12 protein-coding genes and 1 tRNA gene are annotated in these 11,776 nt (G+C 33.4%); 6 read left to right on the top strand and 7 right to left on the bottom strand.

The window, feature by feature from the left end:
* The coding region (locus AB4Y90_RS10935) for an MG2 domain-containing protein (protein ID WP_441557580.1) at positions 1–2,428 on the bottom strand (2,428 nt) is incomplete at its 3' end.
* A gap of 18 nt (positions 2,429–2,446) precedes the next feature.
* Between AB4Y90_RS10935 and AB4Y90_RS10930 the strand changes: the two genes are divergently transcribed.
* From AB4Y90_RS10930 to AB4Y90_RS10910, 5 genes are read left to right on the top strand one after another with little or no spacing between them, the layout of a single operon-like run.
* The gene (locus AB4Y90_RS10930; protein ID WP_441557579.1) at positions 2,447–3,208 is read left to right on the top strand and encodes a hypothetical protein; all 762 of its coding nucleotides are present in this window, start codon (positions 2,447–2,449) and stop codon (positions 3,206–3,208) included.
* 2 nt (positions 3,209–3,210) lie between these two features.
* Positions 3,211–3,447: a hypothetical protein gene (locus AB4Y90_RS10925; RefSeq protein WP_441557577.1), complete on the top strand. Its 237-nt coding sequence runs from the start codon at positions 3,211–3,213 to the stop codon at positions 3,445–3,447.
* Positions 3,435–3,743, top strand: a complete 309-nt coding sequence (locus AB4Y90_RS10920) for a type II toxin-antitoxin system RelE/ParE family toxin (protein WP_441557576.1) — start codon at positions 3,435–3,437, stop codon at positions 3,741–3,743. The genes AB4Y90_RS10925 and AB4Y90_RS10920 overlap by 13 nt, the downstream gene beginning before the upstream one ends.
* On the top strand, positions 3,740–4,819 hold the full coding sequence (gene recF / locus AB4Y90_RS10915; protein ID WP_441557575.1) for a DNA replication/repair protein RecF: 1,080 nt from the start codon (positions 3,740–3,742) through the stop codon (positions 4,817–4,819). Before AB4Y90_RS10920 ends, recF begins: the two co-directional genes overlap by 4 nt.
* A 3-nt stretch (positions 4,820–4,822) precedes the next feature.
* Positions 4,823–5,119, top strand: coding sequence for a hypothetical protein (locus AB4Y90_RS10910; RefSeq protein ID WP_441557574.1), 297 nt, complete (start codon positions 4,823–4,825; stop codon positions 5,117–5,119).
* Here AB4Y90_RS10910 and AB4Y90_RS10905 read toward each other — a convergent pair.
* The 3 genes from AB4Y90_RS10905 to AB4Y90_RS10895 form a co-directional block, all read right to left on the bottom strand.
* Positions 5,097–7,130, bottom strand: a complete 2,034-nt coding sequence (locus tag AB4Y90_RS10905) for a recombinase (RefSeq protein ID WP_441557572.1) — start codon at positions 7,128–7,130, stop codon at positions 5,097–5,099. The genes AB4Y90_RS10910 and AB4Y90_RS10905 overlap by 23 nt on opposite strands.
* 12 nt (positions 7,131–7,142) lie before the next feature.
* Positions 7,143–7,787 (bottom strand): monofunctional biosynthetic peptidoglycan transglycosylase, encoded by a 645-nt coding sequence (gene mtgA / locus AB4Y90_RS10900; protein ID WP_441557571.1) that lies wholly within the window; start codon positions 7,785–7,787, stop codon positions 7,143–7,145.
* A gap of 126 nt (positions 7,788–7,913) precedes the next feature.
* Positions 7,914–8,960 (bottom strand): ABC transporter substrate-binding protein, encoded by a 1,047-nt coding sequence (locus AB4Y90_RS10895; protein WP_441557570.1) that lies wholly within the window; start codon positions 8,958–8,960, stop codon positions 7,914–7,916.
* Positions 8,961–9,008: 48 nt separating this feature from the next.
* On the opposite strand from AB4Y90_RS10895, the gene AB4Y90_RS10890 reads away from it, so the two are divergent.
* Positions 9,009–9,082, top strand: a tRNA-Arg gene (locus AB4Y90_RS10890).
* Here the strand turns inward: AB4Y90_RS10890 and AB4Y90_RS10885 are convergent.
* The 3 genes from AB4Y90_RS10885 to AB4Y90_RS10875 form a co-directional block, all read right to left on the bottom strand.
* The gene (locus AB4Y90_RS10885; protein WP_441557568.1) at positions 9,048–10,523 is read right to left on the bottom strand and encodes a recombinase family protein; all 1,476 of its coding nucleotides are present in this window, start codon (positions 10,521–10,523) and stop codon (positions 9,048–9,050) included. The two genes, AB4Y90_RS10890 and AB4Y90_RS10885, sit on opposite strands and share 35 nt — an antisense overlap.
* A gap of 98 nt (positions 10,524–10,621) precedes the next feature.
* Positions 10,622–10,831 carry a hypothetical protein gene (locus tag AB4Y90_RS10880; RefSeq protein ID WP_441557567.1) on the bottom strand — a complete coding sequence of 70 codons (210 nt, stop codon included), beginning with the start codon at positions 10,829–10,831 and terminating at the stop codon, positions 10,622–10,624.
* 129 nt (positions 10,832–10,960) lie between these two features.
* A partial coding sequence (locus AB4Y90_RS10875) for a PDDEXK nuclease domain-containing protein (protein WP_441557566.1) occupies positions 10,961–11,776 on the bottom strand: 816 nt, incomplete at its 5' end.

Below are 11,776 nucleotides of genomic sequence, written 5' to 3'. Positions count from 1 at the left end.
GTTTTACATGGTAAGATTTTTTAAGGTTTTGTTCGTTGTAATTTTTGGTTTCCACTTTTATTTTTACGTTTTCACCGGCAAAAGTGTTTTTAATCTCATCTGCTTTGATGTAATGAGAAACCGAAGAAACTTTCAGATTGGTGTTTGCTGTCTGTGTTTCACCATTAATGTCTGTAACCGAAGCATTGATCTGATAATTATCAATCTGGATTCCCTCTAATTTTTCGTCTTTTTTAAGGTCTAATTTTATCGTAAACTCTCCTTTTTCATTAGTTTTTGCCTCTCCGAGAATTGAATTTTCATTTCCGTAATCATGCGGAAATCCCGGAAAATATCTCCATCGGATGTTCTGTTTTCTTATTTCATAGCTTACGTTGGTATTGCTTAAAGGCACTCCGGAAAACATCATCGCATTACCTTTTAATTCGATGGTTTGTCCGTATTTATATTCATCTTTTACCGGATCAAATGTTACTTCAAATTTCGGGCGTTTATATTCTTCAACCTTTATATTTCTGTAACCAGCCGTATTTTCATCCGTTATAAGCGTGAAATTTCCATTCAGTTTTCCTTTAGGCAAAATAAAACTTCCATGATAAGAGCCAAATTCATTAGTCGTAAAATTCTGTACAGCAACTTCCTGATTATTGGCATCTCTTAACGTTATCTTCTGCTTTAAATTTGATACGACACCTTCCGTTTCCTTATCTATTTTGGTGTTGATTACTTTAAAATAAACGGTTTGCCCGGGTCTGTAAATTGCTCTGTCTGTAAAAATCTGGGCTTTAGAACGGGTTTGCTTATTGGGATTATAGATTTCGCGGTTATTGTTACCATAGATTTGCATCAGCTGAAAGTCGTTGGTTTTCGGTTGCTGAATGAGAATCGCTCTGTAATAATCTTTGTTATTGGTTGCCGGAAGTTTAAAAATTCCTTTTTCATCGGTCTTCCCGGCGATTTTATTTAAAGTTTTATTCTGTACAAACTCATAAAATGTAAGGTTTTCATTATTGATTGGCTTTCCGTTTTCCGAACTAATTAATTTCAACTCATTGGAAAGCTGATTACTTTCGCTTTTGTTATGATAAATAACTTTATGATCAGAAACTATAAAATAAAAATTGTGATCATAATCGCTATCAGGTTTTGAGCCTGAAACTTCATATTCTGCAACATAAATTCCGGAAGGAAGCGCTTTCATCTCAACAGAAGTTTTATGAAGCTGGAAATCCTGAGGATCATTCAGCTGAAAAACATCTTTTCTCACCAACGTTTTTTTCACTTTTGCATAAGCGTCATTGTAAGGATTTCTAGCATATTGCATGAAAGCTAAAAAATTATCTTTTACTTCATAAATATTTATCGAAAATTCTTTCACATTTTTATATTCTGCAACTATATGAATCGGCAGATTTGACTGGGTTTGCTCTTCATATTTAAAGCTTAAAGAAGGATTTAAGATTTGATTTTCCTTATTTTTGATATTTTCAATAAAAGAAGATTTCGGGTACTGATTTTTGACAGAACCTGCAAGTTGAAGTGCCTCTTTTTGTTTATTTTCTCTAATTAATTCATCTATAATTTCTTCAGCAACAAGCACTTTATAATCGCCTTCAACATTCGTTTTCATCAGATTTTGAAGCTGCACCAATTTATCTTTACAAAGATTAAAATTGCAATTTTCCGACAATTTTTGATGCATGAAATACAGCTTTGAATTACCTGAATTTTCAGCTATTAATTCATCAAAAACAGTATTGACTAAAACTTTGTTTTCTGCCAGTTCGTTCTTTGTAAACAACTCCTTATTAGACAAAAAATTGATCTTTTTCAGCGCATACCAATCCTGTAAAGTTGAGAAATAATCAATATCACCAATGTCTGAAAAAACATCTTTGTATTTTACAAGAGAAATCTTGCTCATTGCCTGATTTTGCTGATCAAGCTCTTTAAAATTCCGGGTCAAATAATTTTTAAAATCAAGCTTACTCCATGTTTCAATCTGCGATACATCCTGAGAATTTATATTGGTTCTGCCATTGATTTCCCAGGAATGCTCATTGTAATAATCGAGCATAAAACCAGACAGCAAAACTTTGTAAAACAAAAGATCGTCGCCTTTCAGGTTGTTTTCTGTAGTTTGAAGTTTCGCAAAAAACTTTGATGCCGAATCATTTTTTTCGTCATCCATCGTTTGGTTTACAATACTGAATTCAGCTTTCAGAGAGCGGATCAGCTGTAACGCATTATTTTCTTTCATAGCCTGTTTCTGAATTTCTAAAACAACCGGAAGATTTGATTTGTAGGCTCCTTTTTCATAATTTGATTGTATTTTTTTCCATTGAGTCTCGTAATACTTCTGGCTAAAAGCATTAGAGAAACACGATAAAAACAGGAGAAGGAACAAAACCTTGGAATATCTTTGCATAAGTGTTATTTTTGATAAATGAATTGCTTAAAATTACTGAAAAAATCTGTCATCGACAGCCAACTTTACGTATCTTTAATGGGAACCGTTTTCGCAGTTTTTTTCATGTTTGAGCAAAACACATTCCGTTTCCCTTCGGTTCTTTTGATATTTATCACCTATTTCAGCGGATATTTATATACGAAATATCAGAACACCAAATATTTTTATAAAATTTTATTACTGAATATCGTTGCAGGAATTGTTTCGGCATGTTTAATTATTTTTAATCATAATGAAATACGTTTGGTAAAATGGTTTGTCATTGTTGTTTTAGGATTATTATACAACAGCTTTTTTCTTGAAGCCTATATCCGGAAAATTCCTTTACTTAAAGTATTTTATGTGGGTTTAGTTTGGGCACTGGTCAATTGCTGGCTTACTGTGCCCGAATTTAATTTTCCAATATTTTTCATCAGTTTCTTTTTTGTATCAGCCCTGGTTTTACCCTTTGATATTCGTGATATGAAAAGCGATACTGTTCAGACATTTCCAAAATTAATTGGTGTGCAAAACACAAAATATCTTGCTTATATTTTTGTTTTCTTAGCTTGTCTCTTAGCTGTTTTTTATTTAAAAATCGAGTTTGCTGTATGCTTTTTTTTAAGTTCGATATTTACTTATATTCTGATTTATTTTTCAAAAAATTCCAATAAAGATTCTTACTTTTCTTTTTGGGTTGAGACTTGTTCCGGCTTGCCATTTTTGTTTTTAATTATTTATCTTTACTTAAAATTTTGAGGATGGAAAATTTACAGTTATTAAGAAACCGATTAATCGAAAAAATATTATCGACAAAAAATGTAGTTTTTCTGGAGGCTATTGATAAAATTTTCTCTTCAACACAAATAGAAGAAAAAGAAATCGAATTATCTGATGTACAGATGAAAATGTTACGAGTTGCGGAAGAAGATATTAAATACGGTCGTGTAATTTCTGAAGAAGAATTAGACAAACTCGATGAAGAATGGATGAAATAAAAGTGTTTTGGACCGAAATTGCACAAAAACAAAGAGATGCAATTTTTGAATATTATAATAATAGAAATAAAAACTTCATTTACAGTAAAAAATTAAAATCAGAGATTAAAGAATATTCTAATATCCTGAAACAACAGCCAGACATTGGAAAAAGGATTTCAAATTCAGATTTCAGAAATATATTCTTTGGAAATTACAGCTTAATCTATAAAAGAAAATTGAATATTATTTTTATTGCTGCATTCTGGGATAATCGCCAAAATCCTGAAAAATTATATAAAATTTTAGGATTATGATCATCAACAAACTCACTCTTTACAATTTTAAAAATCATTCTGAAAAAAAGTTTGAATTTTCTCCGCAAATCAATTGTTTTGTAGGGAATAACGGCGTGGGAAAAACCAATATTCTCGATGCGTTACACTATCTTTCGGTAGGAAAAAGTTTTTTAGGAAATACCGATACCAACAACATCAAAAAAGAGGAAGATTTTTTCACAATCGATGCTGAAATACGGAACGAAGATAGCGAAGATACTTTAAAAATCTCTCAGCCCAGGGAAGCAAAAAAAGTCATTAAAAAAAACGATAAAAGCTACGACAGAATAGCCGATCACGTTGGTTATTTGCCAAGCGTGATGATTTCGCCTTACGATTCAAACCTCATCTCAGATTCAGGGGAAAGCCGCAGAAAGTTCTTAGATTCGATGATTTCTCAGACCGATTCAGGATATCTTTACGATTTGATTCAGTATCAAAAAACTATTCAGCAGCGAAATGCTTTGTTAAAATATTTTGCAAAAAACAGGGTTTGGGACAAAGATTCATTAGAAATTTACGATGAACCGATCACAAAATCAGGCTCCAAAATTTTTGAAAAAAGAAGAGAATTTGTTGCAAAACTAAATCCTATTGTTCAAAATTTTTACCAGATCATTTCCGGAGGAAAAGAAAGTGTTTCCGTGATTTATGAATCTCATTTGCTTGATGATTCATTTGAAAATCTGTTACAACAAAGTTTGGAACGAGACAGAATGTTGACTTACACCTCAAAAGGAATTCACAAAGATGATCTTCTTTTTGAAATGGATTCTGTTCTCATAAAAAAAACTGGTTCGCAGGGACAGCAAAAATCATTTTTAATTTCATTAAAACTCGCTCAGATGAGCCTTGTAAAAGAACTTACCGGAAAAACACCGATTCTTTTATTGGATGATATTTTTGATAAGCTTGATGACACACGAGTTGCTCAACTTATCAAACTTGTCAACCAGGAAAATTTCGGACAGATTTTTATTACAGATACACACAGGGAACGTACGGAAAATGTTGTGAAGAAAATCAATGAAGAAAGTATAATTTTTGAAGTTTGATTTATGAAACGAAATAAAAAACGCGAATTCCAATCTTCAGAGCTGGTAAAATCTTTTGCCAGAATTCATGGTTTTGAAGATAAACTTGTTGCTTTTGAAATTAAAGATTTCCTGGAAGATTATCTTGATGAAAGCCTTTTTCAGGAAATTGTAAGCGTTAATTTAGACCAAAAAATTATTCAGATCAAAATAAATTCGCCATTGCTGAAAAACGATTTTAAAATGAGAAAAAGCTTTTACCTGAAAAAGTTTCAGGATAAATTCGGTGAAGAAAAATTTATTGACCTTCAGGTTTTGTAGGAGCTGAACTTTGCACCAAGTGATTAGACTTTACATCAAAACTTGAGCGAAGCGGAATAAAAAACTTCAACGGATTTCTCACAAAATATCTAAAAATTGCACGGTAAATCTCTCTTACTTCACCAAGATTCATTTTTCTTGAACGGAATGCCAAAAACATCGACAAGCTGAAACTTACCAGAAAATTGAAAAATCCGATGATGAAAACGGTGACAAACGATATCCAGAAAACCGATGAACCCACGATAAAATCTTTTCCATACAAACCAATAGCAAAATTTCCGGCAGCAAAAGTGATGTGACGAATATCTAAATCGAGCCCGAAAAACAAGCCGATCGGCGCCGTTGCACCAAGAAAAACTCCGAACCAGAAATTGGAAATAATTCCGGCCCAGTTTTTAGCATAATATTTAGACAGACTTTTTGCAAAACGGGCTCCAAACATCCTTCTGATCGGAAGGTTTTTAGCAATTCGATCCGGAATCTGGTAAAACACAGAATTGTTCCCGATATTCCCTGAAATAATCCCCGAAATAAACAGGTAGAAACCGGCAATACAAGCGTGCAAAATGGCTTTAGATTCAAAAGGATTAAGATCTTTCAAAAGTTTATCAGATTTTTCGACCGCCAGATTTTGGGAGAAGAAAACATCCAAACCATAAATAATAAGCAAAGCAACCGGGAAAGAAAGAAGCACATTTCCTACAAAAGCAATAAACTGGCTCCGGAATAATTTTGAAACCAAATCGGCAAATTCGGTATAGTTTTTCTTCGTATTTTCCTGTTCAGACAAAACTTTGGTCATTGTTGCAGCCGTCATTGCAGGCTGTTTTGTTGCCAGAGTAAAGCCCATCAGATAAATCATCACAAATCCCATCGCATAATTTAAAGAATATAAAAATGCATGGAAAAAATCGCTTCCGGGCATAAAACCGTACAACAGTTTCAGAACGCATAAAGCGCCAACAATAATTCCGCCGCCGCTGGCTTTGTAAAACATTTTCATGTACTGCTTCCGGCTCGTGGTGATATAATGACTTCCTGTTTCGGCGGTGTGATTTGTAATTAGATGCGAAATAAGACGGGTGCTGTCATTGATAAGATCTGAAATATTATTCTTGTGAGATTTATAATTCAGGATATTAAAAATAAGCTGTTTAGATTTAATAATAACATCTTCCGGCCCGTCGATAATTAATAAATTGACAATCTCGGAAATCCTCTGCGTCTGTTGACGGATCTTCAGCAAAGATTGATTAATTTTCCCTGAAATACCGTATTTTGAAGAGTTTTTAAAAGCAATATTTACAAAATCCTGACATTGCTCCGCATAAATTTTAATCTGCTTGTAACGGCTGTCTTTTGAGTGAAGCTGAATTTCGGGATTGATTTTAAAATCTTCCGCCAAAGCTTCCAGCTCGTTTTGTAAAGCTAAAAATGGGTTGTCAAAATTTCTGTATTCCGGAGCCATTCTTACCACATCAACTTCCAGAGCCATGCCTGTAACGCGCCATGAAAGGATATTCATCGAAAATATCAGCTCATTTTTCACATTTGGCTTTTCAATAAAATCTGAAATTCCTAAAATGCTCAAAAATTCATTCATCTCATCTTCAGGAATATTGTGGAAATATTCAAGGTCTTTTTTCGGACTAAAACTTACGTTATCAATAAGATACCAAACTGTTTTCTCGTGTTCTACAGGTGGTAAAACTTTATTTAAGATCCTTTTTTTAAGCTCCGGGAAGAAAGCGTTTTCCGAAAGAATATTGGCTTCGGTTAAAGAAAGATTGAAAGGTCTTTCTACAAAAATATTATACAGATAATATCTGAAATGAGCCGAAGAATCGGGATTTGACTTTAAAAAATCTATAACGTTCTTAAAATCTGTCTTCTTGACTGCCTCCAAAAACTCAGCTAAAGGCTCCAGCGAAGAAGTCTCATTCTTAAAAGAAAAATACTTTTTAAGAACAGATTCAAAATTTTTTGTGCTTGAGCTCAACAGTTTCATTGGGCAAAGATACTATTTCAAACTTACATTCCTCATTTGTCTCATAATCCAGTTGTGCTTCTTTCTAAGGTATGAAGATGGGTTTTTAGGATCATATTTTTTAGGATTGGGTAAAACAGCTGCAATCCAGGCTGCTTCTGAAGTTGTAAGATCTTTAGAAGATTTCCCAAAATAGTACTGTGATGCGGCTTCCACGCCGAAAACTCCCTGTCCCATTTCAATAGAATTCAGGTATCTTTCAAGGATGATATCTTTTGACCATACTTTTTCAATAATGAAGGTATAAACAGCTTCAAGCCCTTTTCTTACCCAGCTTCTGCCTTGCCAAAGAAAAACATTTTTAGCGGTTTGTTGCGAGATGGTACTTCCACCTCTCAGTTTTTTACCTTTTTCGTTATTTTTCATGGCTTTTTCGATCGCTTTATAATCAAAACCATTGTGATTGAAAAACTTCTGATCCTCGGAAGCAATGACCGCTTTTTTCACGTTAGCTCCCATTTCATCGTAAGAAATGTAGTCACGGTGCAGTTTCCCGTATTCAAAAAGACCTCCGATCTGTGTGATTGTAATGGGCGGGTTGAAAAATCTTCCCCAGACAATGAAAACAACATTCAAAATCAGAACAATAAAAATAAACTGTTTTATTTTTTTCCACATAAGCTTAAAACTTGACGCAAAAATATAAAAATACTGCGAGTTAAGGAGTTGATAGTTTTTAGTTGTTTATTGATGGTTTGAATTTCAACACTTTAAAAATGAAAATGTAAATATTATTACACTTATTTACTTCAATTCATTCATATAAGTCAGCTGATAATCTTGTAAAAGCTCAGGATGAAAAATTTTAATATAATCTTTTAATACCAAATCTGAACGTACTACTCCACTTTCAAAAAAATCGTTGGCTTTCTGTTTTTCTTTTCCTGCCACTCCGTAGATTTTTCCTTTGTTGAAAACTTCTAATTTACCATAAAAAGGATTGATGTTAATCATCTCTTTCTTCGACACATGATTTCCTGCGTTTACCCAGAACTGGATGTTTCCGGACTTCGAAAAAACCTCTTCAAAGCTCATTGTTACAGCTTTTTCTTCGGTATTATTTTTTAAAATATAATCAGCATTTGCATCTGCAACATAGTTGGCTGTAAAGGTTTTTCCGCCCGGCATATACCAAATGTCGCCATACATTTCGTTGGCTAAAATATTGGGTTTTGAAGCCGCTTTTAAAGCTAATGCTTTTAAGTCGTTGTAATTTTTCTGAATCTGGTTAAACCTCTCTTCGGCCTCTTTTTCTTTGCCTAAAAGTTTTCCAAAAAGTTTGATGTACGAAGTTTTCACCATCGGGCTTTGCTCCATATATTCATCTAAGAAAATCACCTGAATATTATTGTTTTTCAAAAGCTGGTACGTATTGTCAAAACTCGCAATATAATTGGTAAAAATTGCATCAGGTTTCATCGAGATGATTTTTTCGACATCATATTTCTGCTCGTTTCCTACGTTTTGAATTTTTCCTGATTTTAATAACCCTTCAATTTTTTGTGAATAAATATATTCCGGACTTGCAATTCCGATCACCAGATTTTCCGCTTCCAGTTCAGACACAAAACCCATTAAACTTGCATTTAAAAGTATAATTTTTTGAAACGGAACCTTATTTTTTTCAAAACTATAGGTAAAGTTCCCGGATTTTATGTCTAATTTTCCGCCCTGATCTTTAAACTGCAGTCTTGTGGAGATCACTTCCCAATCAGAAGTCGATATTTTTTGTTCTCTTTTACAGCTGGTTAGAAATAAAAATGCGATTATCAGTAAAAAATTTGCTTTCATCTTTCAAAGAAACTAAAAAAGTATTATATTTGCAAACCTTTAAACAACGGCCTCGTGGCGCAACTGAATAGCGCATCTGATTACGGCTCAGAAGGTTACAGGTTTGAATCCTGTCGAGGTCACAAGACCGACATTTGTAGATTTTTTTCTCTTATGTCGGTTTTTTTTATTTCCTAATCCGTTGTTATACTGATAGATACATTGAGCAACAATATTCATTTTAGGTGTTTGAAAATTTTTTCCGTCAAATTCGACTTTTTGAGGAAATATCAAACACCCTATCGTTCTTTTTGTCTGTAAATCGCCCTGTTGATAGAGGTTTGCAAGGTTTTCCATTGAGTCGAGAGCATTTTCTATTTTTGTTTTTATATCAAGTTCTTTGCTTTCTGAAACAATATGCTGGATCTCTTGTTCTAACTGTTCAATTTGTTCTTTTGTAATTTTTTTTACCTCTTTGTAATCTTCTTCATCTAATTTATCTGCAAGATATTTATCTCTTGCATTCGCAACTTTTTCATTAAGCTCATTGATCTCTTTTGATATGGACTTTCTTTTAGCATCTATATCAAAGGTGAACTGTTTATAGTTATCTAAAAGTATTTCTTTCATCAAATCTTTGATGATTGGATTGTATTCCAATTTCGAAATTTCCAATTCAAAGAGTTCGTTCAATCTGTCTGAATCAAAACGGAATCCGCATTTATAATGGCAATGATAGTAATAATAGGTCTTAGACTTTCCTTTAGCTCCACTTGCAGTAAGATTTTTACCACATCTTGGGCAAATTAAAAGTCCACGCAGTGGAAAACGTTCATTACCCAACACCCTGCCACCTGGTCCTTCTACTTTTCTTTTTTTGTCCATTATCTGCTGTATTTTACCACAGTAAACCGGATTTCTCATAGCTTTTGCAAAAGCACTTCTTGACATTGAAGCACCCTCCCTTTTATTCATCTGCACTCTAACATGATCAGCTGGAATATGTCCTTTTGCGACCTCACTAAAAGCCCAGGCTATATTGGATCCTTCTGGCTCTTTTATGGCAATATATTTTTTACCATCTTCATGACTTCTATTGATATATCCGTATGGAGCAATTCCCATTAGCCTGCCTTCTTTTTTTGCTCTGCGCATACCGTGAAAGGTATTGAGCGCTCTTCTGTCATTTTCTACTTCCGGAGTGGAAAGATAGATCGCAAGCATAAGTTTGTTTTCAGGAACAGACATGTCCAATGGCTGTTCGATAGATTGAGGGATAATGTGATTTTTGTGCAATAAACTTATCATTTGATAAGCATCTGCAGTATTACGACTAAATCTGTCCCATTTAGTGAAGAGAACCAAGTTGCTTTTATGGCTTTTCTTTCTTATTTCAAGAAGATACTTTTTCCATTCCGGACGATTGAAACTTTTTGCTGAATGATCTTCAAAGATTACCTTGTTGATAGCTATATTATTATTAGCACAATATTTTCTCAATCTCTCATCCTGATCTCTTTGTGAATAGCCCTTTTCAGCCTGTTCATCGGTAGATACTCTTATATACAAATCTGCAATAACCATAGTTGTAGTATTTCGTTAAAAATTAGTTTTAGATGGCATCAAAAGAAAATGATGCAGTAGAAATTCATCTTTCCGATATACTGCTAAGGTACAAATTATCAATCAGATGTAAAAAATTCTTTTAAAGTAAGTTTTACAATAATATAGAGAAACTCCATAATCTCCTCTGACTGTTCTTCGTTTACGTCATGACCGGCCCTCCTTAATATCTGTAGAGCCTTTTCGGGGGGAATTTTTTTTAAAGGTATTGCTGGAATATATTTATTAATCTCAGGCTGAGATTCATTTCTTAATATAGCTTTCTTCATAACAATCTGATTGAGAATTATATCTCAACAGAAGTAAATTAGCAAGGGTATATAACAAGCTGTAATATTGGCTGTTAAAGTCAGAAAATGTCTTTAGGATGTCTAAGTATCATCACTAATTTTTTATTATTATCCGTTGATTTGTCTTTTAAGTTCTTCTTTACTGGGGAGAATGGCTTTATATTCTTTTGCAAAAATCGTTTTGTTATCTTCCGGCAATGTAAATTCTATAACCGTTTTATTTTCTTCTTTACAAAGAATAATTCCAATTGTAGGATTCTCTTCTTCCAGTTTTACTTTTCTATCATAGTAATTGACATACATCTGCATTTGTCCAATATCTTGATGGGTAAGTTTACCGATTTTTAAATCGAATAATACAAAACATTTTAGCAATCTGTTATAGAAAACTAAGTCTACAAAAAAACTATCACCTTCGAAAGTGAATCTTCTTTGCCTTCCTTCAAATAGAAACCCTTTTCCTAATTCTAACATGAAATACTCCAGCTTATTGATGACCTCAGTTTCTAAATCACTTTCTGAATATCGGCTATCCTGTTTCAAATCCAAAAATTCCAAAACATAATGACTTTTTAGAATATCAGTGGGTTTTTCTAGAATTTGACCCTTTTTAGAAAGTTGTTTTATCCCCTCTTTATCTCTGCTTAAAGCCAGTCTTTCGTAAATAGCCGAATTGTATTGTCTGGTAAGTTCTCTGACACTCCAATTGTTTTGAGTTGCCTCTATCTCATAAAAGATTCTCTCATCGTCATTAGCAATCTTCATCAGCTGTATGTAATGTGACCAGGATAACGTGAATACAGAATTACGAGACGGTGTCTCGTAATTTTCATTGATTGGTATTATTTCATGAGAAACCCTCTTTTCGAAGGTCAAATAAAACTTTCTCATCCATTGTAAATTATCCACAGAATATCCTCTACC

Source organism: Chryseobacterium sp. 2TAF14 (assembly GCF_052115105.1).
Taxonomy (GTDB): Bacteria; Bacteroidota; Bacteroidia; order Flavobacteriales; family Weeksellaceae; genus Chryseobacterium.
Note: the sequence above shows the minus strand (reverse complement) of the source record. Positions and strands in the feature narration are given on the sequence as shown.

Bases quoted from the DNA above. Each gene is read 5' to 3' on its own strand.
- AB4Y90_RS10930 (WP_441557579.1), top strand. From the start codon at position 2,447: ATGAATTGCTTAAAATTACTGAAAAAATCTGTCATCGACAGCCAACTT.
- AB4Y90_RS10905 (WP_441557572.1), bottom strand. From the start codon at position 7,130: ATGAAACTGTTGAGCTCAAGCACAAAAAATTTTGAATCTGTTCTTAAA.
- mtgA (WP_441557571.1), bottom strand. From the start codon at position 7,787: ATGTGGAAAAAAATAAAACAGTTTATTTTTATTGTTCTGATTTTGAAT.
- AB4Y90_RS10880 (WP_441557567.1), bottom strand. From the start codon at position 10,831: ATGAAGAAAGCTATATTAAGAAATGAATCTCAGCCTGAGATTAATAAA.
- AB4Y90_RS10895 (WP_441557570.1), bottom strand. From the start codon at position 8,960: ATGAAAGCAAATTTTTTACTGATAATCGCATTTTTATTTCTAACCAGC.
- AB4Y90_RS10910 (WP_441557574.1), top strand. From the start codon at position 4,823: ATGAAACGAAATAAAAAACGCGAATTCCAATCTTCAGAGCTGGTAAAA.
- AB4Y90_RS10885 (WP_441557568.1), bottom strand. From the start codon at position 10,523: ATGGTTATTGCAGATTTGTATATAAGAGTATCTACCGATGAACAGGCT.
- recF (WP_441557575.1), top strand. From the start codon at position 3,740: ATGATCATCAACAAACTCACTCTTTACAATTTTAAAAATCATTCTGAA.
- AB4Y90_RS10920 (WP_441557576.1), top strand. From the start codon at position 3,435: ATGGATGAAATAAAAGTGTTTTGGACCGAAATTGCACAAAAACAAAGA.
- AB4Y90_RS10925 (WP_441557577.1), top strand. From the start codon at position 3,211: ATGGAAAATTTACAGTTATTAAGAAACCGATTAATCGAAAAAATATTA.